The sequence below is a fragment of the Pseudomonas sp. GW822-FHT02D10 genome, from assembly GCF_058802345.1.
Genome location: NZ_JBXAOB010000030.1, coordinates 1 through 24,002 on the forward strand (window position 1 = coordinate 1; position 24,002 = coordinate 24,002).

General features: G+C 59.8%; 21 protein-coding genes. 12 read left to right on the forward strand and 9 right to left on the reverse strand.

All coding sequences use genetic code 11. The annotated features are described in order from the left end of the window. Positions 1 to 122: 122 nt before the first annotated feature. From AC1RPZ_RS26920 to AC1RPZ_RS26930, 3 genes are all read right to left on the reverse strand, one after another. Entirely contained in the window at positions 123 to 1,664 is a 1,542-nt protein-coding gene (locus AC1RPZ_RS26920) for a phosphoenolpyruvate carboxykinase (RefSeq protein WP_493140879.1), read from the reverse strand. Positions 1,665 to 1,843: 179 nt separating this feature from the next. Then, on the reverse strand, positions 1,844 to 2,746 hold the full coding sequence (gene hslO, locus AC1RPZ_RS26925; protein ID WP_493140881.1) for an Hsp33 family molecular chaperone HslO: 903 nt from the start codon (positions 2,744 to 2,746) through the stop codon (positions 1,844 to 1,846). Positions 2,747 to 2,930: 184 nt separating this feature from the next. After that, positions 2,931 to 3,335 carry an RNA-binding S4 domain-containing protein gene (locus AC1RPZ_RS26930; RefSeq protein ID WP_493140883.1) on the reverse strand — a complete coding sequence of 135 codons (405 nt, stop codon included), beginning with the start codon at positions 3,333 to 3,335 and terminating at the stop codon, positions 2,931 to 2,933. A 220-nt stretch (positions 3,336 to 3,555) separates the two neighbouring features. Here AC1RPZ_RS26930 and rimB point away from each other — a divergent pair, with 220 nt between their 5' ends. After that, the gene (gene rimB / locus AC1RPZ_RS26935) at positions 3,556 to 4,038 is read left to right on the forward strand and encodes a retropepsin-like aspartic endopeptidase RimB (protein ID WP_493140885.1); all 483 of its coding nucleotides are present in this window, start codon (positions 3,556 to 3,558) and stop codon (positions 4,036 to 4,038) included. Further along, a complete protein-coding gene (gene rimK / locus AC1RPZ_RS26940; protein ID WP_493140887.1) occupies positions 4,035 to 4,940 on the forward strand; it encodes a 30S ribosomal protein S6--L-glutamate ligase in 906 nt (301 codons plus the stop codon). The genes rimB and rimK overlap by 4 nt, the downstream gene beginning before the upstream one ends. Before the next feature lie 156 nt (positions 4,941 to 5,096). Here the strand turns inward: rimK and AC1RPZ_RS26945 are convergent, their stop codons facing one another. Beyond that, entirely contained in the window at positions 5,097 to 6,410 is a 1,314-nt protein-coding gene (locus AC1RPZ_RS26945) for an ATP-binding protein (RefSeq protein WP_493140889.1), read from the reverse strand. Positions 6,411 to 6,518: 108 nt separating this feature from the next. Continuing rightward, positions 6,519 to 7,259, reverse strand: a complete 741-nt coding sequence (gene ompR / locus AC1RPZ_RS26950) for an osmolarity response regulator transcription factor OmpR (RefSeq protein WP_493140893.1) — start codon at positions 7,257 to 7,259, stop codon at positions 6,519 to 6,521. 359 nt (positions 7,260 to 7,618) lie between these two features. On the opposite strand from ompR, the gene AC1RPZ_RS26955 reads away from it, so the two are divergent. The 3 genes from AC1RPZ_RS26955 (at position 7,619) to gshA (ending at position 12,117) form a co-directional block, all read left to right on the forward strand. Continuing rightward, positions 7,619 to 9,943 carry a Tex family protein gene (locus AC1RPZ_RS26955; protein WP_493140895.1) on the forward strand — a complete coding sequence of 775 codons (2,325 nt, stop codon included), beginning with the start codon at positions 7,619 to 7,621 and terminating at the stop codon, positions 9,941 to 9,943. Beyond that, positions 9,943 to 10,326 (forward strand): PaaI family thioesterase, encoded by a 384-nt coding sequence (locus tag AC1RPZ_RS26960; protein ID WP_493140897.1) that lies wholly within the window; start codon positions 9,943 to 9,945, stop codon positions 10,324 to 10,326. Before AC1RPZ_RS26955 ends, AC1RPZ_RS26960 begins: the two co-directional genes overlap by 1 nt. A gap of 207 nt (positions 10,327 to 10,533) precedes the next feature. Next, positions 10,534 to 12,117, forward strand: coding sequence for a glutamate--cysteine ligase (gene gshA / locus AC1RPZ_RS26965; RefSeq protein ID WP_493140899.1), 1,584 nt, complete (start codon positions 10,534 to 10,536; stop codon positions 12,115 to 12,117). A gap of 43 nt (positions 12,118 to 12,160) precedes the next feature. Here the strand turns inward: gshA and mgrA are convergent, their stop codons facing one another. Together mgrA and AC1RPZ_RS26975 are read right to left on the reverse strand one after the other, a co-directional pair. Then, on the reverse strand, positions 12,161 to 13,198 hold the full coding sequence (gene mgrA / locus AC1RPZ_RS26970) for an L-glyceraldehyde 3-phosphate reductase (protein WP_493140901.1): 1,038 nt from the start codon (positions 13,196 to 13,198) through the stop codon (positions 12,161 to 12,163). A gap of 160 nt (positions 13,199 to 13,358) precedes the next feature. After that, entirely contained in the window at positions 13,359 to 14,249 is an 891-nt protein-coding gene (locus AC1RPZ_RS26975) for a LysR family transcriptional regulator (protein WP_493140903.1), read from the reverse strand. A gap of 139 nt (positions 14,250 to 14,388) precedes the next feature. On the opposite strand from AC1RPZ_RS26975, the gene AC1RPZ_RS26980 reads away from it, so the two are divergent. Together AC1RPZ_RS26980 and AC1RPZ_RS26985 are read left to right on the forward strand one after the other, a co-directional pair. Then, a complete protein-coding gene (locus AC1RPZ_RS26980; RefSeq protein WP_493140905.1) occupies positions 14,389 to 15,129 on the forward strand; it encodes an SDR family oxidoreductase in 741 nt (246 codons plus the stop codon). A gap of 63 nt (positions 15,130 to 15,192) precedes the next feature. Continuing rightward, complete coding sequence (locus AC1RPZ_RS26985) at positions 15,193 to 15,450, forward strand: hypothetical protein (RefSeq protein ID WP_493140907.1); 258 nt, start codon at positions 15,193 to 15,195, stop codon at positions 15,448 to 15,450. A gap of 16 nt (positions 15,451 to 15,466) precedes the next feature. Here AC1RPZ_RS26985 and betT read toward each other — a convergent pair whose 3' ends face one another. Next, positions 15,467 to 17,428, reverse strand: coding sequence for a choline transporter BetT (gene betT, locus AC1RPZ_RS26990; protein WP_493140933.1), 1,962 nt, complete (start codon positions 17,426 to 17,428; stop codon positions 15,467 to 15,469). Between the two features lie 425 nt (positions 17,429 to 17,853). After that, positions 17,854 to 18,780 carry a serine O-acetyltransferase EpsC gene (gene epsC, locus AC1RPZ_RS26995; protein ID WP_493140909.1) on the reverse strand — a complete coding sequence of 309 codons (927 nt, stop codon included), beginning with the start codon at positions 18,778 to 18,780 and terminating at the stop codon, positions 17,854 to 17,856. Between the two features lie 194 nt (positions 18,781 to 18,974). Here epsC and AC1RPZ_RS27000 point away from each other — a divergent pair, with 194 nt between their 5' ends. From AC1RPZ_RS27000 to AC1RPZ_RS27020, 5 genes are all read left to right on the forward strand, one after another. Continuing rightward, positions 18,975 to 19,967, forward strand: coding sequence for a D-cysteine desulfhydrase (locus tag AC1RPZ_RS27000; RefSeq protein ID WP_493140911.1), 993 nt, complete (start codon positions 18,975 to 18,977; stop codon positions 19,965 to 19,967). Between the two features lie 274 nt (positions 19,968 to 20,241). Next, positions 20,242 to 21,036, forward strand: a complete 795-nt coding sequence (gene tcyJ / locus AC1RPZ_RS27005; RefSeq protein WP_493140913.1) for a cystine ABC transporter substrate-binding protein — start codon at positions 20,242 to 20,244, stop codon at positions 21,034 to 21,036. Further along, positions 21,036 to 21,701 carry a cystine ABC transporter permease gene (gene tcyL, locus AC1RPZ_RS27010; RefSeq protein WP_493140915.1) on the forward strand — a complete coding sequence of 222 codons (666 nt, stop codon included), beginning with the start codon at positions 21,036 to 21,038 and terminating at the stop codon, positions 21,699 to 21,701. The genes tcyJ and tcyL overlap by 1 nt, the downstream gene beginning before the upstream one ends. Positions 21,702 to 21,705: 4 nt before the next feature. After that, positions 21,706 to 22,452: an L-cystine ABC transporter ATP-binding protein TcyN gene (gene tcyN, locus AC1RPZ_RS27015; protein ID WP_493140917.1), complete on the forward strand. Its 747-nt coding sequence runs from the start codon at positions 21,706 to 21,708 to the stop codon at positions 22,450 to 22,452. 509 nt (positions 22,453 to 22,961) lie between these two features. Continuing rightward, the gene (locus tag AC1RPZ_RS27020; protein WP_493140919.1) at positions 22,962 to 23,726 is read left to right on the forward strand and encodes a hypothetical protein; all 765 of its coding nucleotides are present in this window, start codon (positions 22,962 to 22,964) and stop codon (positions 23,724 to 23,726) included. Positions 23,727 to 24,002 lie beyond the last annotated feature (276 nt).

Genomic DNA, 24,002 nt, shown 5'->3' on the forward strand with positions numbered 1-24,002 from the left:
GGAAAGGCTGCGCATGCTCATGTGTCGACGGATCGGGTGCTTAAGGCCCATAAAGGGAAAAGACCTTGAAAGGGCTGCCCCTAAGGGCGGCTTTCTCTTACCTCAAACCACTACCGAATCAATTACAACTTCGGCCCAGCAGCCTTGATCGCGTCGCTCACTTCAAACTTCTTGAAGTTCTCAACGAACAACCCAGCCAACGCCTTGGCAGCCTCATCGTAAGCAGCCTTGTCAGCCCAGGTATTACGTGGGTTCAACAGGCCAGTCTCAACGCCTGGCACAGCCAATGGCACGTCGAGGTTGATGGTGTCGAGGTGTTCGGTGGCTGCACCGATCAACGCGCCGCTCTGGATCGCTGCGATGACGCCGCGAGTGGTCGGGATGTTGAAGCGTTTGCCGACGCCGTAGCCGCCGCCGGTCCAGCCGGTGTTGACCAGGTAAACCTTGGAGCCGAAGCCGCGGATGCGCTTGATCAGCAGTTCTGCGTATTCGCCAGCCGGACGCGGGAAGAACGGTGCGCCGAAGCAGGTGGAGAAGGTCGACTTGATGCCGCTGCCCGAACCCATTTCGGTCGAGCCCACCAGCGCGGTGTAGCCGGACAGGAAGTGGTAGGCCGCTTGTTCTTCGCTGAGGATCGAGACTGGCGGCAGTACGCCGGTCAGGTCGCAGGTCAGGAAGATCACCGCGTTTGGCTCGCCACCGAGGTTCTTCTCGGAACGCTTCTCGACGTGCTCCAGTGGGTAAGCGGCGCGGCTGTTCTGGGTCAGGCTGCCGTCGGCGTAGTCAGCCTTCTTGGCGTCGTCCAGCACAACGTTTTCCAGAACTGCACCGTGCTTGATGGCTTTCCAGATGACCGGCTCGTTCTTCTCGGACAGGTCGATGCACTTGGCATAGCAACCGCCTTCGATGTTGAACACCACGCCCTCGCCCCAAGCGTGCTCGTCGTCACCGATCAGGTAACGGCTTTCGTCGGCGGACAGGGTGGTCTTGCCGGTGCCGGACAGACCGAAGAACAGGGTCACGTCGCCTGCTTCGCCGATGTTGGCGGCGCAGTGCATTGGCAGCACGTCGGCGGCCGGCAGCAGGAAGTTCTGCACCGAGAACATGGCTTTCTTCATTTCACCGGCGTAGCGCATGCCGGCGAGCAGCACTTTCTTCTGGGCGAAGTTGATGATCACGCAGCCGTCGGAGTTGGTGCCGTCACGCTCTGGCACGCACTCGAAGTTGGCGACGTTCAGAACTTGCCACTCTTCACGACCGGCCGGGTTGTACTGGGCCGGGTTGATGAACAGGCAACGGCCGAACAGGTTCTGCCAGGCAGTCTGGGTGGTCATCTTCACGGCCAGGTAGTGCTCGGTGGCCGCACCTACGTGCACGTGGGAAACGAAATGCTCTTGCGCGTTGTTGAACGCCTCGACGCGAGCCCACAAGGCGTCGAACTTGTCGGCCGGGAACTTGCGGTTGATCGGGCCCCAGGCGATGGCGGCCTGAGTGGTTGGCTCTTCAACGATGAAACGGTCGACTGGCGAACGACCCGTACGGTGACCGGTACGAACCACCAGTGCGCCGGTATCGGCAAGCTCGCCCTCGCCGCGATTCAGGGCTTCTTTAACCAGATCATCAACACTCAGATCGGTGTACACAGCATTATTGGCTTGCGTCATGAGGTTCCCCGTCGGCCAGTGGCCGAGTGCTCCAAACGTTTTGTAGTAGAAAGTCGCGCACTACTACCGCTAAAAAAGTGGGCCGGATTATGCCAGAAAAGCCTGAAAAGAGTAGGGTCCTCCCGTCAGGACGGTGTTATTCCGGCGTTTAGCAGTGAATTTACCTGCGCTGAAGCGTTTTAGTGACGAGTATCTGACGGTGTATCCACACCCGCTCCAGCGAACAATTGGGTGATATCGGCCGCGTCGAACAGGTAACGCTGATTGCAGAACTGGCAGTCGATCTCGATGCGGCCACCGTGTTCGATGACCAGTGCCTGGGCATCTTCCAGACCCAGGCTGACCAACGCATTGCCCGAGCGCTCACGCGAGCAGCTGCAACGGAAGCGTAGTTTCTGCACGTCGAACAGGCGCACCTGCTCTTCGTGGTAGAGACGGTGCAAGATGGTTTCGTTGTCCAGGCTGAGCAATTCATCGGCGGTCAGGGTGCTGCCCAGCGCAGTGATGTGCTGCCAGCTGGCGGCGCGTTCTTCTTCATCTTTCAGGCGGTCGGCCGGCAGTTGTTGCAGCAGCAGACCACGGGCACGACGACCATCGGCGTTCAGCCAGAAGCGCGTGCCGACTTGCTGGGACATGACGAAATAGTTGGTGAAGCATTCCGACAGGGTCCCGCCATCAAGGTCGACGATGCCTTGGTAACGCTGGCCTTGGGTCGGGTCGACGGTGAGTGCCAGCACGCCGTTGGGCATCATGTCGGCCAGGGTCGCGTCGGCGGCGATCTTGTCTGCGTCGTAACGCGCCAGGCCACGGATTTCACGCTCGCTGGAGCACTCGATCATCAACAGCGACACCGGGCCTTCGGAACGCGCCTGCAGGATCAGCAAGCCATCGAACTTCAAGGTGCCGACCAGCAGCGCCGCAGCCGCCATCAGCTCGCCGAGCAGTTGTGCGACTGGCTCCGGATAGGGATGTTTGGCGAGGACTTCGGCATAGCTACGCTCCAACGCCACCAGTTCGCCGCGGGTATCGCTGTCATCGAAGATGAAGCGTTGGGTGTAGTCGGTATCCGGTAGATCAGTCATAGGTCTGGGTATCTGAAGTGAAAACTAAAGGATTACAAGGGCTGGGAATTGCGCCTTGAGCACCGTTTGGGTGCATTGATATTAGCCATGGCAGGCATTTTATGAACAATCCTGGATTGTTCCAAGCGAGGCAAAACCGCGGCAATTTGACGCGGTGTAGTTTAGTCCCGTTAGGGGCCAACCCTTATTCGTTGCTGCTGCCATGAAACTTGAACAGATCCCGGCGCTGTTTCTTGCTCGGTTTGCCGTCGGTGCTGACGCCCAGGGCGCCGGCCTTGCGCAGGGCCGCGGCGTTTTCGCGCTTGGCGATGCTGGCTTCGGTTTCGGCGTATAACGTCTGGGCCTCGGGGGCGCCACGGCGGACGATCGATAGCGCCTGGACTACAACCGTACGCTCATCAAAACCGGCGCGAATCTGAAACTCGTCACCAATTCTTGGTTCTTTGCCCGGCTTGCAGCGTTCGCCCCGGCAATGCACTTTGCCGCTTTCGATCGCCGCTTTGGCCAGCGCGCGGGTTTTGTAGAAGCGCGCCGCCCACAACCACTTATCGAGACGGACTTTGTCGTCCTCTTCGTTTTTTTGTGCCATGGGATTTCCTCATTCTGAAATATTTCTGAACTGTACTACCGTTTCTGTCGTGCCATGAATTTCACCGGTTCAGCATACAATGCGCGACGCTACTGAGCCTGGCTCGGGAGCCGGAAATCCGGGCCGTAGATATCTGTCGCCTTTTACCTATTATTCTGCGTGAATACCGCGAATTCGGCCGCTTTGCGGTGCGAGCGGGCTTCTCACCGGTTGAGCACATTTGAAGACATTTGACCATTTGACCGTTGTGGGTCTGCGCGAGTGGGTGGCGCTTCCTGATTTGGGAGTCGCCGGCCTGCGGGCGAAGATCGACACCGGCGCCAGCACCTCCAGCCTGCATGCCACCGAAATCGAGCCGTTCGAGCGCGACGGGGAAAAGTGGGTGCGCTTCAACGCGCACCTGGGCACGGTGGTGCAGTTGCGTCACCGCCGATGTGAAGCGCCGCTGGTGACGATGAAAACCATTAAAAGCTCCAACGGCCAAGCGCAGGTGCGTTACGTGATCAGCACCACCCTGGCACTCGGCGATCGGGTTTGGCGAGTGCAGTTCACCCTCGCCTGCCGCAAGTCTATGCGTTATCGCCTGTTACTCGGTTCCAAAGCCCTGATCGACGGCCAGTTGGTGGTCAATCCGGACATTAAATACGTTCAAGACAAGCCGGTGTTCCCGGTGTCCACTACCTCCTCCACAGGTGTTGCATGAAGATCGCTGTGCTGTCGCGGAACCCGCGTCTGTATTCCACTCGTCGTTTGGTTGAAGCCGGCACCGAACGCGGCCATGAGATGGTGGTGGTCGATACCCTGCGCGCCTATATGAACATTGCCAGTCATAAGCCGCAGATCCACTACCGTGGCAAGCCGCTGGAAGGCTTCGACGCAGTGATCCCGCGGATCGGCGCCTCGGTGACTTTTTATGGCTGCGCGGTGTTGCGCCAGTTCGAAATGATGGGCGTGTTCCCGCTCAACGAGTCGGTGGCCATTGCCCGCTCGCGGGACAAACTGCGCTCGCTGCAACTGCTTTCGCGTCGCGGTATCGGTTTGCCGGTCACCGGTTTTGCTCACTCGCCGGACGACATTCCCGACCTGATCGAAATGGTCAACGGCGCACCGCTGGTGATCAAGGTGCTGGAAGGCACCCAGGGCATCGGCGTGGTGCTGTGTGAAACCGCGACGGCGGCGGAGTCGGTGATTGAGGCATTCATGGGTCTCAAGCAGGACATCATGGTTCAGGAGTACATCAAGGAAGCCGGCGGTGCGGATATTCGTTGCTTCGTGGTCGGCGACAAGGTCATCGCCGCGATGAAGCGTCAGGCCAAGCCCGGCGAGTTCCGCTCCAACCTGCACCGTGGCGGCAGCGCCAGCCTGATCAAGATCACCCCCGAAGAACGCATGACCGCGCTGCGTGCGGCCAAGGTCATGGGCCTGAGCGTGGCGGGCGTGGATATATTGCGTTCCAACCACGGGCCGCTGGTGATGGAAGTGAACTCGTCGCCGGGGCTGGAAGGGATCGAAACCACCACCAGCAAGGACGTGGCGGGGATCATCATTGAGCACATTGAGAAAAACGGCGGGCCGAACATGACGCGGACCAAAGGCAAGGGCTAACCTCAACCTTTTCGGTGGCAGGGACGCCGCCTTCGCGAGCAAGCTCGCTCCCACATTTTGATCTTCGGCGAACACACAATTGTGTACGACCGAGATCCCTGTGGGAGCGAGCCTGCTCGCGAAGAGGCCCTAAGTCCCAACAACAATGCTGGCTTCTTAAACCGCGTCTCTTGGCAACATCAACCCAAGCGGCAACCGCACCCGCGCTTCCAACCCGCCACCCGAGCGATTGCGCAGTTCAACGTTACCGCCATGCATCGACGCAATCCGCTTGACGATGGCCAGCCCCAACCCGGTGCCCTTGCCGCCCCGCGCACGGTCGCCACGGGTGAAGGGGTTGAAGATCGCTTCCAGCTCTGACGGATCGATCCCGGCGCCACGGTCCATGACGCTCAGCACCACATACGGCGCGCTGACATCGCCCGAGACATACGCCGCCACCTCAACGCCGCTACCCGCGTGATGCAAGGCGTTACCAATCAGGTTGTTCAAGAGGCGCTTCATCGAAACCCGACGCAACGGGAACGGCTGAATCGACTCCAGGCGCAAGCGCACCCGCTCCTCGCTCTGGTTGTAAGGCGCCGCCACTTCACGCACCAGGTCACTCAGATCGACCTCTTCGACCGACTCGTCCCGACCATCGCGAATGAACGCCAGGAACTGGTCGAGAATCGCGTCCATGTCTTCGATATCACGCACCATGTCGTCGCTCAGGTCGCTGTGGTTGCCCATCAGTTCCAACGACAGACGCAAGCGGGTCAGCGGTGTGCGCAGGTCGTGTGACACCCCGGCGAGCATCAATTCACGTTCGCGACCGGCCTGTTCAACGTCTTCCGCCATCTGGTTGAACGCCCGATAGACCTCGGTCATTTCACTGGGGGTATCGCTGATCGGCAGACGCACGCTGCGGCCCTGACCCAGTTGTCGGGCGGCATCGACCAGACGTTTCAGCGGCTGATTGAGCTGGCTGACGAAAATCCACGCCGACGCGGTGGATAACAAGCCGATGGCGAGGAACCAACCGAGTACGTTCCAGATTTTCTGGCCACGCAACGGATGGGGGTACAGCGGTACTTTCAGCCAGCCATCGCCCAGGCTTGGCGCCCGGACCCAAAGCGCCGGCGGTGAATGCATGCGTAATCGCACTTCCGTGTCGGCGCCCAGCTCGGCCTGCATCTGTCGTTGGTAGATTTCACTGTAGGGCCAATGCTGCTCGCCCTCGGGCACACCGGCGCCCACCACACGGATCAGTGTCGCGGCATCGGCAATCTTCGCTCGGTTTTCTTCATCCGCAGCCCAGTAGGCACGCAAGGTCAGCGCGACACCGTGGCTGTATTGGCGATCCACCAGCACATCCTCGTTCATCAACAGATAAACCAGGGTCAGCGCCTTGGAAAACAGCACGACGATCAGCACCAGCCAGAGGGTGCGGGCGAAGAAACTCTGGGGGAACCACACGGGGGTTTTCATAGACAACCGCTACATACTTTGCAGGAGCGAGCGAGGCTCGCAGAATTGCGGATCGCGAATCAACCGGGTGACGCATTGCCCGGTTAACCCGCTCCTACAAATCACCGATCACTTGGTCGCGGTGCCGTCCGGGACGAACACGTAGCCCACGCCCCAGACCGTTTGAATGTAGCGTGGTTTCGACGGATCAGGCTCGATCATCCGGCGCAGGCGGGAGATCTGTACGTCGATGGAGCGCTCCAGGGCGTCCCATTCGCGGCCACGGGCCAGGTTCATCAGCTTGTCGCGGGTCAGCGGTTGACGCGCGTTCATCACCAGCGCCTTGAGGACCGCGAACTCACCGGTGGTGAGCATGTGTACTTCGTCGCCGCGCGTGAGTTCACGAGTCGCCAGGGACAATTCGTAATCACCGAAGGTCACGCTTTCGTCTTCGCTGCCCGGCGCGCCCGGCACTGGCGCCGCTTGACGACGCAGGACCGCTTTGACGCGTGCCATCAGCTCGTCCGGGTTGAACGGCTTGGCCAGGTAATCGTCGGCGCCCAGTTCCAGGCCTTTGATACGGCTCAGCTCGTCGCCCTTGGCGGTGAGCATGATGATCGGGATCTGGTTGTTCGCGCCACGCAGACGGCGGCAGGCGGTCAGGCCGTCTTCGCCGGGCAACATCAGGTCGAGGACGACCAGGTTGAACACTTCACGCGCCAGCAGACGATCCATCTGTTCGGTGTTCGGTACGGCGCGGGCACGGTAGCCCTTGCTGACGAAAAAACGTTCCAGCAGGCTGCTGAGCCCTGGATCGTCGTCAACGATAAGAATTTTTTCGCCTTCAGCAGTTTGTGCAGTGCTGCTCATTGGATGCTCCTTTGATCTCGGCGCGCATTATGGCGTAGCTGCCGTTATACGCACCGTGTGCATTGTTAGCAGATTTTTCCTGTGCCGCCAGCGATACGGCCTTTATGCCTACAGGCTGCGATGCCCCCATCGGGCAGAACGGCGGTTATAATGCGCGGCCTTTTGTGTCGGGCAACGTCTGATCGTTACTGCCAGTGGTGGCTTTTTATTTTTACGCCTGGCAGTGATTTTTCGATTCCACGGGTCAATGGGATGCCTTTTGATCCAGGTAGCGGCGCTGGCCAGGCCGCTCAACCAGACTCGCCGGGCCTTATTCCCTGCGCCCGCGAGCCTGCTTTCACAATTTGTCAGGTGGTTTTATGGACAGCATCAACAGCCGCATCGCCGAGGAACTCGGTGTACGCCCACAACAGGTCGAAGCGGCCGTCGCGCTACTCGATGAAGGCTCCACGGTGCCCTTCATCGCCCGCTACCGGAAAGAAGTGACCGGCAGCCTCGATGACATCCAGTTGCGGCACCTGGAAGAGCGTCTGCGCTACCTGCGAGAACTCGACGAACGGCGCATCAGCATCCTTGCCAGCATCGAAGAGCAAGGCAAGCTGACCCCGCAACTTGAACGCGACATCAAGCTCGCCGACACCAAGACCCGCCTCGAAGATTTGTACCTGCCGTACAAGCAGAAGCGCCGCACCAAGGGCCAGATTGCCCTGGAAGCCGGCCTCGGCGAACTGGCCGACGGCCTGTTCAACGACCCGAGCCTGACGCCAGACACCGAAGCCGCACGCTTCGTCGACGCCGAAAAAGGCGTGGCGGACGTAAAAGCAGCCCTCGAAGGCGCCAAATACATTCTCATGGAACGCTTCGCCGAAGACGCCAACCTGCTCGACAAGCTGCGCGGCTACCTGAAGCAGGAAGCCACGCTCAGTGCCCGCGTCATCGCCGGCAAGGAAGAAGAAGGCGCCAAGTTCCGCGATTACTTCGAACATGACGAACCGCTGAAAAGCATGCCATCGCACCGCGCCCTGGCGATTTTCCGTGGCCGCAACGAAGGCATCCTCAGCTCCGCACTGAAAGTCGGCGACGAACTGCCGGGCACCATGCACCCATGCGAAGGCATGATCGGTCAGCAATTCGGCATCGCCAACCAGAACCGCCCGGCCGATAAATGGCTCGGTGAAGTGGTGCGCTGGACCTGGAAGGTCAAGCTCTACACGCACCTGGAAACCGACCTGCTCGGTGAGCTGCGTGACGGCGCCGAGACCGAAGCGATCAACGTCTTCGCGCACAACCTGCACGACTTGCTGCTGGCCGCTCCCGCCGGCCCACGCGCCACGCTGGGCCTGGACCCGGGCCTGCGCACCGGCTGCAAGGTGGCGGTGGTCGACTCCACCGGCAAGCTGCTGGACCACGCCACGGTTTACCCGCACGTGCCGCACAACAAGTGGGACCAGACCATCGCCGTGCTCGCGGCCCTGTGCGCCAAGCACTCGGTGGACCTGATCGCCATCGGCAACGGCACCGCCAGCCGTGAAACCGACAAACTCGCCGCGGACCTGATCAAAAAATACCCGGCGATGAAAATGACCAAGGTCATGGTCTCCGAAGCCGGCGCTTCGGTGTACTCGGCCTCGGAACTGGCCTCCAAGGAATTCCCGGACCTCGACGTGTCGATCCGCGGCGCGGTGTCGATTGCCCGGCGCCTGCAGGATCCGCTGGCCGAGCTGGTGAAGATCGATCCGAAATCCATCGGTGTCGGCCAATACCAGCACGACGTGTCGCAGCTGAAACTGGCGCGTGGCCTGGACGCGGTGGTCGAGGACTGCGTGAACGCCGTCGGCGTCGATGTGAACACCGCCTCCGTCGCGCTGCTGGCCCGTATCTCCGGCCTCAACGCGACCCTGGCGCAGAACATCGTGACTCACCGCGACGAACACGGCGCCTTCAAAACCCGCGCTGCGTTGAAGAAAGTCGCCCGCCTCGGCGAAAAGACCTTCGAACAAGCCGCCGGCTTCCTGCGAGTGATGAACGGCGACAACCCGCTGGATTCCTCTGCGGTTCACCCGGAAGCCTATCCGCTGGTGCAACGCATCGCCGCTGAAACCGACCGCGACATCCGCTCGCTGATCGGTGACGCGAGCTTCCTCAAGCGTCTCGACCCGAAGAAGTACACCGACGAAACTTTCGGTCTGCCAACGGTCACTGACATCCTGCAAGAACTGGAGAAGCCGGGCCGCGACCCGCGTCCGGAGTTCAAGACTGCCGAATTCCAGGAAGGCGTCGAAGACCTCAAGGACTTGCAACTGGGGATGATCCTCGAGGGTGTGGTGACTAACGTGACCAACTTTGGTGCTTTCGTCGATATCGGCGTGCATCAGGACGGTTTGGTGCACATCTCCGCGCTTTCCGAGAAGTTCATCAAGGATCCGCGTGAAGCGGTGAAGGCCGGCGACGTGGTCAAGGTCAAGGTCATGGAAGTCGACATCCCGCGCAAACGCGTTGGCCTGTCGATGCGCATGAGCGACACCCCGGGCGAGAAAATCGACGGTGCCCGTGGCTCGCGTCCAGGTTCGGCGCCGCGTCAGTCTTCGAGCACCGCTGCGCGTAAAGAAACCACGGCAGCGGCGCCGTCCAGCAACGCCATGGCGTCGCTGTTCGCCAATGCCAAGCAGTTGAAGAAGCGCTGATGGAGATCCCGGCGGGGTTGACCGAAAGCGCTTTTTTCAAGCTGCTGGGTTGCCGTTTGCACAGCCTTGAGGTCGGGGTGGCGCAAGTCGCCCTGGCGCTCGAGCCTGAGCTGCGCAATCGCGGTGGCAAGCTGCACGGCGGGGCGCTGTTCAGCCTGGTGGACATTGCCATGGGGCTGGCCTGTTCCAGTTCCCATGGTTTCGACCAGCAGAGCGCGACCATCGAGTGCAAGATCAACTACGTGCGCGCCGTTTCCGAAGGCGAAGTACTGTGCACCGCCCGGGTGATTCACCCGGGCCGGCGCACGCTGGTGGTCGAAGCTGACGTGATGCAAGGCGACAAACTGGTCGCAAAAGCACAAGGCACGTTCGCTGTCCTATAGCTCCCTGTCATCAAATTGAGTTAATTTCGGCGTTGCGAATCCTGTGGGAGCGAGCTTGCTCCCACAGGGATTGCGCCGTTTCTGAATGACCGGCATTAGGCCTGTGCGGCTCAAAAAACCAGGCGAAAACGCCAGTTTCAACTTCACCCTTGTAGACCGTCCTGCCCACCCCCATATTGGGGCGACTGACGCGTGAAGGAATCCAACTTGAGCGAACTTCTCAACCGCCGCCTGGCTCTGCTCGGCGAGCGCGCTAACCTCTCTCTGCTCGAACAGTGTCTTCACGGCATCGAACGTGAATGCCTGCGCGTAACGAGCGACGGTCGCCTGGCGCAAACGCCGCACCCTGAAAGCCTGGGTTCCGCGCTGACCAACGAACAGATCACCACCGACTATTCCGAGTCGCTGCTGGAGTTCATCACGCCTGCCTTGGCCGATCCTGCGGACACGCTGAGCAGCCTGGACAAGATTCACCGTTTTGCCTACAGCAAGCTCGGCAACGAGTACCTGTGGAGTCCATCGATGCCGTGCCCGTTGCCGGCCGAGGACGATATCCCGATCGCCTACTACGGCACGTCCAACATCGGTCAACTCAAGTATGTCTATCGCAAGGGCCTGGCCCTGCGTTACGGCAAGACCATGCAGTGCATCGCCGGGATTCACTACAACTTTTCCCTGCCGGAAAAACTCTGGCCGCTGCTCAAAGAAGCTGAAGGCTTTGTCGGCACCGACCGCGATTATCAGTCGTCGGCCTATATCGCGCTGATTCGCAACTTCCGCCGCTACAGCTGGCTGCTGATGTACCTGTTCGGTTCTTCGCCAGCGCTGGACGCCGGCTTCCTGCGCGGTCGTTCCCATCAGTTGGAGCCATTCGACGCCGAAACGCTGTACCTGCCCTACGCCACCAGCCTGCGCATGAGCGATCTGGGTTACCAGAGCAACGCGCAAGCCGGGCTGACGCCGTGCTACAACGACTTGAACAGCTACACCGACAGCCTGCGCAAAGCAGTGGCCACACCTTACCCGCCGTATGTCGAAATCGGCACGCACCAGGACGGCGAGTGGGTTCAGCTCAACACCAACATCCTGCAGATCGAAAACGAGTACTACTCCAACATCCGCCCGAAACGCGTGACCTACACCGGCGAGCGGCCGATCCAGGCGCTGATGGCCCGTGGTATCCAGTACGTTGAAGTGCGCCTGCTGGACATCAACCCGTTCATGCCGATGGGCATTGACCTGCCGGAGGCGCGTTTCCTCGATGCTTTCCTGCTGTATTGCGCGCTGAACGAAAGCCCGCTGCTGACCAGCAATTCCTGCGGCAACGCCACCTCGAACTTCCTCAGCGTGGTCAAGGAAGGTCGCCGTCCGGGCCTGCAACTGCAACGCGATGGCGAGTCGGTAGACATGAAAGAGTGGGCCAGCGAGCTGCTGGAAAAAATCGCCCCGCTGGCCGCGCTGCTCGATCAGAGCCACGGCGGTGACGCCCATAGCAAAGCCCTCGACGCTCAACTGGCGAAGATCATGGACGTGTCCCTGACCCCTTCCGCCCAAGTGCTGGCGGCAATGACCGACCACAAGGAAAGCTTCGCCCAGTTCTCCCTGCGCCAGAGCCAGGCGCACGCCGAATTCTTCCGCAGCGAACCGCTGGCAGCTGAAGAGCAGGCTCGTTTTGAGGAGTTGGCGCAGTCGTCGCTGGCTCAGCAAACCGAGCTGGAGCAGAACGAAGTCGGCGATTTCGACGTGTTTGTCGGGTCGTATCAGGCGAGCATTCTGGCGATCAGTAACTAAATCCTCCGATCGTTCCCACGCAGTGGGAACGATCATTACGGGGTTACTCTGCCGTCGAAGGCTTCTCCCAAAGATTAATCCCACCCTCTTGGGCGAACCGGTCGATCTCCGCCAGCTCCTCAACGCTGAAGCTCAAATTCTTCAACGCCCCAACGTTCTCGATAATCTGCTCCGGGCGGCTGGCGCCGATCAGTGCGGAGGTCACCCGAGGGTCGCGCAGCGTCCATGCCAATGCCAGTTGCGCCAGGCTTTGGCCACGCCGTTTGGCGATTTCGTTAAGGCCGCGCACAAGGGCGATGTTGGCTTCGGACAGGTGCGAGGCTTGCAGCGAGCCACCGCCCGGACGATTGACTCGTGCGTCTTTGGGCACGCCGTTAAGGTACTTGTCGGTCAGCAGGCCTTGAGCCAACGGGGTGAAGGCAATCACACCCGCGCCGAGCTCGTCGGTGGTGTCCAACAGGTCTTTTTCCACCCAGCGGTTGAGCAGGTTGTAGGCCGGCTGGTGGATCAGCAGCGGCACTTTCCATTCTTGCAGTAGCGCTGCCATTTCACGGGTTTTCGCCCCCGAATAGGACGAGATGCCAATGTACAACGCCTTGCCCTGCTGCACGGCGGTCGCCAGTGCGCTGGCGGTTTCTTCCAGTGGCGTGTCCGGGTCGAAGCGGTGGGAATAGAAAATATCCACGTAGTCGACGCCAAGGCGTTGCAGGCTCTGGTCGAGGCTAGCCAGCACGTACTTGCGTGAGCCACCGCCCTGGCCGTAAGGGCCTGGCCACATATCCCAACCAGCCTTGCTGGAAATGATCAGCTCATCGCGATACGGCTTGAAGTCTTCGCGCAGCAAACGACCGAAGTTGACCTCGGCACTGCCGTACGGCGGGCCGTAGTTGTTGGCCAGGTCGAAGTGGTTGATGCCCAGGTCGAAGGCGGTACGCAACAGTGCACGCTGGGTATCGATCGGCGTGCTGTCGCCGAAGTTGTGCCACAGGCCCAGCGACAGTGCCGGCAGCACCAGCCCGCTGCGACCGACGCGGCGGTAAGGAATGGAGTCGTAACGATCAGCAGCAGCGGTGTAAGTCATCGAACCCTCTCTTGTTTTGAACGACGAAGTCGTCAGCGTTGCCCAGCATACGCTCAGGCAACGCATCCAAAACGGGGTGTTTGACTAAATGCTGAAACGTTTCACATATTCTGGGTAGCTGCTGCTGATCGTTCCCACTCCCGCGTGGGAACGATCACGGTCAAACCGCGTGCGCAAACACCTCAGCCACCCACTCCACAAACACCCGGACCCGTGGCGACATGTGTCGGTTGTGCGGGTAGAGCACCGACACCGGCATCGGGGGTGGCGGGGTGTCGAGCAACACCTCTTGCACCAACCCTTGGGAAATCTGCTCGGCCATGCGGTAGTGCGGGCATTGGATCAGCCCCAATCCGGCAACCGCTGATGCCGCATAGATTTCCGCGCCGAACACCGACAGCGCACCGTCGATGGCGACTTCCCTGAGTTCGCCGTCGACCATGAATTCGAACGGAAACAGCTTGGCGGTGGTGCGCGAGACGTAGTTCACCGCGCGGTGGTGAGTCAGATCCGCGAGGCTTTTCGGTTCGCCGTATTGACGCAGGTACGCCGGGCTGGCGCAGGTGATCTGGCGCAAGGTGGCGACGCGCCGGCCGATCAACGCAGAGTCCCCCAAGGTGCCGGCGCGCAGCACGCAATCGACGCCCTCGGCGATCAGGTCGACGAAGCGATCGGCCTCGCTGATGGACAACTCGATCTCCGGGTAGCGCTCCATGAACTGTGGCAATGCCGGAATCACGAAGTACTTGGCGAGCGTGCCGTGTAAATCGACCCTCAGCCGCCCTTTCGGTGCCACCGTCCGAAACGCCTGCTCAGCCTCCTCCAGCTCCGCCAGCAATTGCACGCAACGCAGGTAATACGCCTCACCGTCGAGCGTCGGGCGGACGCGTCGCGTGCTGCGTTCCAGCAATCGGGTGCCGAGCCAGGCTTCGAACTGGTTGAGGGTGTGGGTCAGGGTCGCGCGCGGCAGGTTCAAGTCATCGGCGGCGAGCGTGAAGCTGCTGCGCTCGTAGATCCGCACGAAAACCTTCATCGCTTTGACCTGATCCACGGTTCACTCCCGGTAATGGATTGTTGGTGATTATTGAACAGTCAAGGCAACTCTCGTGCATTTATCGCCCTGAGTAAACATGTGAATCTGGCTTCACACACAGCAAACAACCTCCCCCCCCCTCAAAGGAACCCCCTTCATGACGACTCAAATTTCGAAAGTGGCCATCGTGACCGGCGCCTCCCGCGGCATCGGTGCCGTCATCGCCAAACAACTCGCCTCCGAAGGTTTCGCCGTGGCCATCAACTACGCCAGCAGCGCCGCTGAAGCCTCAAAACTGGTCGTCGAGCTGCGCCAGGCCGGCCATCAAGCCATAGCGATCAAGGCCGATGTGTCCAACGCCGCCGACGTGAGCCGGATGTTCGACGAAACCGAAACGCAACTGGGCAAAGTCGAGGTGCTGGTGAACAACGCCGGGATCCTCAACGTCCTGCCGCTGGCGCAACACAGCGACGAACTGTTCGAGCAGACCTTCGCCATCAACACCCGTGGCACCTTCAACACCTTGCGCGAAGCCGCGACCCGCCTGAATGCCGGTGGCCGCATCGTCAATTTTTCCAGCAGCACGGTGGGCATGAACCTGCCTGGCTACGCGGTGTACATCGCCAGCAAAGCGGCGGTGGAATCTCTTACCCAAGTGTTTGCCAAGGAACTGCGCGGTCGCCACATCACGGTCAACGCGGTGGCCCCCGGTCCGGTCGCCACTGAACTGTTCCTGCATGGCAAAAGCGAAGAGCAGATCCAGACCTTCGCCAAGATGCCGCCGCTGGAACGGCTCGGTCAGCCAGAAGACATCGCCAACGTCATTTCCTTTCTGGTCAGTCCGGCGGCGACCTGGGTCAATGGGCAAATCCTGCGTGCCAACGGCGGGTTGGTTTGAGCGCCATTCTGCTGAACGACGCCTATGCTCGGTAGGACGAATACCGGCTCAGGAGCACACATCATGCACACCACAATCATCATCACCTTCGGCCTGGTTCTGCTGGCGCTGATGCTGTTCATCGGTCAGAAGCTCGGCTTCAGCCGCCAGACCCTGACCTACAGCTTCGTGGTCCTGTGGCTGGCACTGACGGTGATCAACGGCGCCATCGGCATGATCACCGCCGGTCAGCCTCTGGTCTCGGAATTGATGGTGGGCTTCATGGTGTTCGGTGTGCCGGTGGCTGCTCTGGTGCTGTTCATGGCCATGAGCAACGCTTGAGCGCCACCGGCCTCGGTCAGCGCACCAGATGCAGGAACTGCATGTGCCGCTCGTACTGATCGAGGATGTCGTTGATGATTTGCTCCTTGGTGTAGCCCACCAGATCGTAATCCTGACTGCCTTCGCTCAGGTGCACTTCAGCCCGGTAGTAGCGACGGTTGTTGAGCTCTTTGGAGCCCATCCCGCCACGGGCGAAAGACGGCGTGAAGTAACCGCGCATTTGCGCCTGGTAGATGAACGGAGGCTGATCGCCGTGACCGATTTCCAGGCTGACGTTGTCGTTGGCCGGGTCCGGTTGAGCGATCACGTTCACTCCCTTCTCGACAAACACCGCGGTCACTTCTTCAATCGCCGGACGCACCGTCGTGTCGAGGAAACGGTACACCTCGTCACGCGACGGAAAGTGCACGGACTGACTCAAGCGCTGACGCCAGCCGCCCTTGCCGCGCCGTGATGCCGAGACCGGCGCCAACGAATGCAACTGGGCGATCTGCTTCTGCGACTCGAGGTAGAACGCCTTGTGCAGCCCCCACATCATCAGCAGCAAAATCAGCGAAAACGGCAACGACGTCAGCACCACCGCTGATTTCAACGAGTCGATGCTGCCGGCGAACAACAATGCGCTGGTGACCAACGCGGTCATCGCGCCCCAGAACACCCGCAGCCATTTCGGCCCGTCTTCATCGGCGTTACCGCCCTTGGCGGACAACGTCGAGAGCACCACGGTGCCAGAGTCGGCCGAGGTCACAAAGAACACGAAACTGATGAACACCGTGACGGCGATCACCGTTTTGCTCCACGGGTAGGTTTCCAGTAACAGGTAAAGGGTCATCGACGGGTTATCGATGGCCGACAGGCCAAGGGCACTCATGCCATGGTTGAGCACTTGGTCGATGGCGCTGTTACCGAAGATCGACATCCACGCCAGGGTGAAACCGAGCGGAATCAACAGCACGCCGAAGACGAATTCGCGGATGGTCCGGCCACGGGAAATACGCGCGATGAACAGGCCCACGAACGGCGACCATGCGATCCACCAGGCCCAGTAGAACACCGTCCAGCCGCCCAGCCAGTCGCTGGGTTTGTCGTAGGCGTAAAGGTCGAAACTCTTCATTGGCAAGGCGCCGAGGTAATCGCCCAGGTTCTGGATCAGGGTGTTGAGCAAGTGCTGGGTGGGACCGGCAAACAACACGAACAGCAGCAACGCACAGGCCAGCAGCATGTTGATGTCGGACATCACCCGCACGCCTTTATCGACGCCAGCAACCGCGACGATGATCGCCGCGCCCATCATCAGCGTGATCAGGCCGACCTGAATCCACTGGGTATGGGCGATGCCGAACAAGTAGTCGAGGCCGGCGTTGAGGTGCAACACACCGAAGCCCATGTCCGCGCCCAGACCGAACACCGTGGCGATGATGCCGAAGCCATCCACCGCATACCCGATCGGGCCGTTGATGCGTTTGCCGATCAGTGGATACAGCGCCGAGCGCAGGGCCAGCGGCAGGTTATGCCGATAGGCGAAGTAGGCCAGCGCCATGCCGACAAAAGCAAACACCCCCCAGCCATGCAGGCCCCAATGCAAAAACAGGATCTGCATCGCCTGGCGTGCCGCATCGGCTGTGCCGGCCTCGCCCTGAGGTGGTTGCAGCAGGTGCGTCAGCGGTTCGGACACACAGAAGAAAAACAGCGTAATGCTGATCCCGGCGGCGAACAGCATGCCGGCCCACGACAGGTAACTGAACTCGGGCTCGTCGTGGTCGGCACCGAGCTTGATCTTGCCGTAGCCAGACAAGGCGGTGACCACCACGAAGACCAGATACAGGGTCATCGCCAACATGTAGTACCAGCCGACCGTATTGGCCGCCCAGTTTTGCGCCGCCAGCAGCCAGGCGCCGGACTGTTGCGGGAAGGCGATGACCACCAGGCCGAACAGTAAAATGAAGGTCGCCGCGAAGTAGAACACCGGCGGATTCATACGGATCTGACCGCTTGGAGGGGGGGTTGATGCACTCATGAAGCGTGCACCTTGAGGGGGTAAAACGTGGCAGTAAAAAACGGACTCAGCAAAAGCTAGCCTCCTGTTGTGAGCGGGCAGCGAACCACCGGTTTAACTTGAATGAACGTTCAAGTTAAACATGGATGGGCTGTGAGGACTAATCGCAAGGCTCGGTGGTGCGTTTTGTACGTTGGCTCAGGGGTAGGTATGACGCGGGGTATGGGGAATTCGTTTAGTGGGAAATTGGCTGAATGCCATTATCTCGATCCGGCTTGAAATCAATCGCGAGCAAGCTCGCTCCCACATTGAAACTTTGTCAGCCCACAACGTTGTGAACGACATGAACCACTGTGGGAGCGAGCTTGCTCGCGATGACGGCCGGTCAGGCAGTGAAAGGCTCGGGCTTACTTCTGCGTCCCGTCATCATGCTGCAGATTGGCCTGGGTCAGGTTGCAGCCGGCCGGTACGCTGCGGGTCAGCCAGACGTTACCGCCGATGGTCGAGCCCTTGCCGATGGTGATCCGTCCCAGAATGGTCGCGCCGGCATAAATCACCACATCGTCTTCAACGATCGGATGGCGCGGATGGCCCTTCTGCAACTGGCCGTCTTCGTCGGCCGGGAAGCGTTTGGCGCCGAGGGTCACGGCCTGGTAGATGCGCACCCGCTCGCCGATGATCGCCGTCTCGCCGATCACCACACCCGTTCCGTGGTCGATGAAAAAACTACGGCCGATCTGCGCGCCCGGGTGAATGTCGATACCGGTGGCCGAGTGGGCGATTTCCGAACTGATCCGCGCTAGCAACGGCAGCCCCGCGCGGTACAAATGGTGGGCCAGACGATGGTGAATCACCGCCAGAATCCCCGGATAGCACAGCAGCACTTCATCGACGCTGCGGGCTGCAGGGTCGCCGTGATACGCCGCCAGCACATCGGAATCCAGCAAGCTGCGCAGACCCGGCAAAGCCAGGGCGAAATCCTGGATCAGACTGATCGCCCGTGCCTCGACTTCGGTATCGACCCGGGCACTTTGCCGCGCAACGTAGCGCAGTTCCAACCGCGCCTGAGCCAGCAACGCGTTCAGCGCCACATCCAGCGTGTGCCCGACGTAGAAGTCTTCGCTCTCTTCACGCAAGTCCACCGGGCCCAGGCGCATCGGAAACAGCGCACCACAGAGCGCTTCGAGAATATCTGCCATCGCTGCGCGTGATGGCAGCTCACGTCCGCCCTGCTCGCCGCTGATACGACCGTTCTGTGCACGCCACTGGTCGCGGGCAGTGCGCAGTTGGCTGACGATGGTCTGTAATTGCCAATGGCTGGAACGCTGGCTCACGGTAAAACTCCTCATGTGCTGCGGCCGGACGGTAAGGCCGCCTAAACGGTGTTCACTTTACGGTATGCGCCCAAAGCGGAATTAAGAACGAATTGTGCTGTTCTCAGCATTTTTTGGCATAAGCGATGTTGACGGTTGCCCGAGCAAATCGGCCTGCCTATAGTCCAGTGACATTCTTCGACCCGTGCGGCCCCATGATCAAACAACAGCTTGCTCGCTTTAATCGTCTGGACCTTCTGGCCAACGCCACTCCTCTGGAAAAGCTCGAACGCTTGTCGGCCTGGTCAGGGCGCGATGTCTACGTCAAACGTGACGACCTGACACCGCTGGCCATGGGCGGCAACAAGCTACGCAAACTCGAATACCTCGCCGCTGACGCGCTTGCGCAAGGCGCTGACACGCTGATCACCGCCGGTGCCATCCAGTCCAACCACGTGCGCCAGACGGCAGCCCTGGCCGCCAAACTGGGGCTGGGTTGCGTCGCCCTGCTGGAGAATCCGATCGGTACCGATGACAGCAATTACCTGGGCAACGGCAATCGACTGTTGCTGAATCTGTTCGATGCCAAGGTTGAGCTGGTGAACAACCTCGACAACGCCGACCAACAGCTACAAGCCTTGGCCGAGCGTCTGCGCAGCAATGGCAAGAAGCCCTATCTGGTGCCGATTGGCGGTTCCAATGCTTTGGGCGCATTGGGCTATGTACGGGCCGGACTGGAACTGGCCGGGCAAATCGAGGACAGCGGGCTGGAGTTTGCTGCGGTGGTGTTGGCTTCGGGCAGCGCTGGGACTCACAGCGGTCTGGCCTTGGCGCTGAGCGAAGTGCTGCCGAGCTTGCCGGTGATCGGTGTCACCGTTTCGCGCAGCGACGAAGACCAGCGACCGAAGGTCCAGGGCCTGGCTGAGCGTACTGCCGAACTGCTGGGGGTGAGCCTGCCGAAGAGCTTCAAGGTTGAACTGTGGGACGAGTATTTCGCCCCGCGTTACGGCGAGCCGAACGCCGGCACACTGGCTGCTGTCAAGTTGCTGGCCAGTCAGGAAGGCCTGTTGCTCGACCCGGTCTACACCGGCAAGGCCATGGCCGGCTTGCTCGATGGTATCGGCCGGCAGCGCTTCAATGACGGCCCGATCATCTTCCTGCACACCGGCGGCGCACCGGCGTTGTTTGCCTACGCGGGGGCATTTTAAAGATCGCAGGCTTCGCCAGCTCCTACGCACGTACACCTGTAGGAGCTGCCGCAGGCTGCGATCTTTACCGAAAATGTCATATATTCAAAAAAAGAATAACAAACTTAATTTATATTATTTTCCTATCTAAAAGCCTCGTCATATAGTCCCGCCGCAGGCGCAATTGCTGCGAGACGCATACGCTGCTTTTAGGGCACGATGTCGCAGTCGTTCAGTTCCCGGTTTTGCCTGCTTCTCCAAAAAATATCTTCATAAAAAAACACAGGGGCTTGTCATGAATTTTTCCGCATTTCGTCGAAATCTGCTGGTGGGCTCGCTGGGCCTGGTACTCGGTGCTGGCCTGTTGGGGCAAGCAGTGGCCGGTGAGCAACTGCAAAAAATCAAGGCCGCCGGCGTGATCAACGTCGGCCTGGAAGGCACTTATCCACCGTTCAGTTTCGTCGATGCCGACGGCAAACTGGCCGGCTTCGAAGTGGAGTTTTCCGAAGCCCTGGCCAAAGAGCTGGGCGTGAAGGTCAAACTGCAGCCGACCAAATGGGACGGCATCCTCGCGGCGCTGGAATCCAAGCGTCTGGACGCAGTGATCAACCAGGTGACCATCTCCGAAGAGCGCAAGAAGAAGTATGACTTCTCTGAGCCGTATACCGTTTCCGGGATTCAGGCGCTGACCCTGACCAAGAACAAAGACACTATCAAGACCGCCGCCGACCTGGCCGGCAAGAAAGTCGGCGTAGGCCTGGGCACCAATTACGAGCAATGGGTCAAGGACAACGTTCCAAAAGCCATCATCAAGACCTATGACGATGATCCGACCAAGTTCCAGGACCTGCGTGTCGGCCGTATCGACGCCATTCTGATCGACCGCCTCGCCGCGCTGGAATACGCCAAAAAGGCCAAGGACACTGCCGCCGCCGGCGAAGCGTTCTCCCGCCAGGAAGCCGGCATTGCCCTGCGTAAAGGCGAGCCTGAACTGCTGGCTGCAGTGAACAAGGCCATCGACAAGCTGCGTGCTGACGGTACGCTGAAAAAGCTTTCGGAAAAATACTTCAGCGCTGACGTCACTCAATAATGGAAGAAGCTTTCCAACTCGCACTGGATTCCGCGCCTTTTCTGCTCAAGGGCGCGTACTACACAGTGATCCTCAGCCTGGGCGGGATGTTCTTCGGCCTGGTGATGGGTTTCGGCCTGGCGCTGATGCGCCTCTCGCGCTTCAAGCTGGTGAGCTGGGTCGCCCGCGTCTACGTGTCGTTCTTTCGCGGCACGCCGTTGCTGGTGCAACTGTTCGTGATCTATTACGGCTTGCCGCAATTGGGCATCGAACTTGATCCGCTGCCGGCAGCCTTGATCGGCTTCTCGCTGAACATGGCCGCCTACGCCTGCGAAATCCTCCGTGCCGCGATCAGTTCCATTGAACGCGGCCAGTGGGAAGCCGCTGCCAGTATCGGCATGACCCGCGCGCAAACCCTGCGCCGGGCCATCCTGCCGCAAGCGGCGCGCACGGCGTTGCCACCACTGGGCAACAGCTTCATTTCGCTGGTCAAGGACACTGCGCTGGCGGCGACCATTCAGGTCCCGGAACTGTTCCGTCAGGCACAACTGATCACCGCCCGCACCTTCGAAATTTTCACCATGTATCTTGCCGCCGCACTGATCTACTGGATTCTTGCAACGGTGCTTTCGCACCTGCAAAACCAGCTGGAAGAGCGGGTCAATCGGCACGACCAGGAGTCCTGACCCCATGATTGTCGTGGAAAAACTGACAAAGCAGTTCAAGGGTCAAGTGGTGCTCAACGGCATCGATCTAAAGGTTGAAGAAGGCGAGGTGGTGGCGATCATCGGCCCTAGCGGCTCGGGCAAGACCACCTTCCTGCGTTGCCTGAACTTTCTCGAAGAACCCACCAGCGGCCGGATCAAGGTCGGCGACATCGAAATCGATGGCAGCCGTCCGCTGAACCAGCAGCAGAGCCTGGTGCGCCGGTTGCGCCAGCATGTCGGTTTCGTGTTTCAGAACTTCAACCTGTTCCCCCATCGCACGGCACTGGAAAACGTCATCGAAGGTCCCATGGTGGTGAAGAAAATCCCAAGGGATCAAGCGTTGGCGCTGGGTCGAAAACTGCTGGCCAAGGTCGGCCTGGCGGGCAAGGAAGACGCCTATCCGCGCAGGCTATCCGGTGGGCAACAACAGCGCGTGGCGATCGCCCGGGCGCTGGCCATGGAGCCGGAAGTGATCCTCTTCGACGAACCCACCTCGGCGCTTGATCCGGAGTTGGTTGGCGAAGTGCTGGCGACCATTCGCGGTCTGGCTGAAGAAAAACGCACCATGGTCATCGTCACCCACGAAATGGGCTTCGCCCGTGATGTGGCGAACCGGGTGGTGTTTTTCGACAAGGGCGTCATCGTCGAGCAAGGCGAAGCGAAGGCGTTGTTTGCCCATCCAAAAGAAGAACGAACCCGGCAATTCCTCAGTAAGTTTCTCAACTCCTGAAGTTCTGCATCACACCAGAAGCGCATTAACCGCTGTCAACTTCCACGGATGGAAGTGACACTTAGCGTAATACTTGATCATCATGACTCTGCCTTTCGCCGACTTTCAGAGTTACTTAATCACGCCTGTCGAAAGCGGTATATAGATACCTCCTGCAACATCCTCCTGTCGCGTAACCTCTGACACACTCAGATTGATCCAAAGCCAGAAAGCACAGGAAACACTGGCTCACAAATCGAGTACGCCCAAGAAAAAGCCATGCAGAATGTCCATCGACCGCTAATCGCGGGTAGGAAATATCTGAATAGCCTGGCATTCCCAAGTTCTCAACTTGCCTCTATTGACACTCCATCGACCACGCCCTTATCTAGGCGCTAACCGGCACTTCACAACGATTGAATATAGTTAACAGCCCACTACCAACCCTTAAACAAACTGAATTGCTACTGCCCTAACGCCTTCGACACTTCCGAAATGGACTTCGCTGCGATGTTTCAAGGAGAACACACATGACTTGTATGTCGAACAAAGTTGAACTGGCGGCCCCCGGCCTGACGCAGTCGCCCGGATCTGCCATCAATCTCACCTCCGCTGCTTACCTGCTGATCGAGATACCGCCTTATGCCGGCATGGACGAAGGTGATCTGATCGAACTGTTCTGGGACAACTGCTATGTGGCCTCAAGGGTGCTCAACCGCGCAGATGTCGGCCAGCCACTCAACCTGCGGGTTCCGGAAAGTTTTATCCGCAATGGCAGCTCGCGTATCCACTACCGGCTCATGCAAGTCGGGCAAGGCCCGGCGCTGTCCGCGGCAAAACGGGTTCAGGTCAAACTCGACTGCCCGGGCGGTCAGCCCCATACCCTGTGCGCGGATGAAAACCAGCGCCTGGAGCCGTTGGGTATTCCCGAGATGATTCGCCGTCACGGGGTCAACCCGAACCAGATCAAACGTGGCGTACCGCTGACCATCGAGCCCTACCTGAACATGGCGGCTGACGATGAAATCACCCTGCGCTGGGGCGACGTGCGCATGGACCTGCCCAAGATCAAATCGAGCGATGTCGGCAGACCGATCAATGTCTGGGTGCCGCCTGCGGTGATTCTTGAGGCGGGTGAAGACCATCGACTGGAAGTCACCTACTGCATTCTTGATCGCGCAGGTAACAACTCGCGCTGGGCGCCGACGCGCACCCTGAAAGTCGGCTGCGCCAATCCTTATCTGAAAGTACGGTCGAAGGACGTACTTTGCACTGCCGAAGAACGTCGTCGTTAAGACAAAAGATCGCAGGCACGCCAGCTCCTACGCCAATCGACGTTGACCTGTAGGAGCTGGCGAAGCCTGCGATCTTGACGATCTCGACACCCTTCTATGCATATTCCTAAAAGTTAGTTTATTAATTTTTTATACACGCTTAGGGTATATGCACCGGACCACCGGACATTCTTGATTTTGATTTCGCCGCACGATGCGGCTTATCCATGAGATGTGAGGTGGCAGGTATGGTCAGGAACAAAACCACCCCGGTGCACATCGCCAGGGCATTGCGTG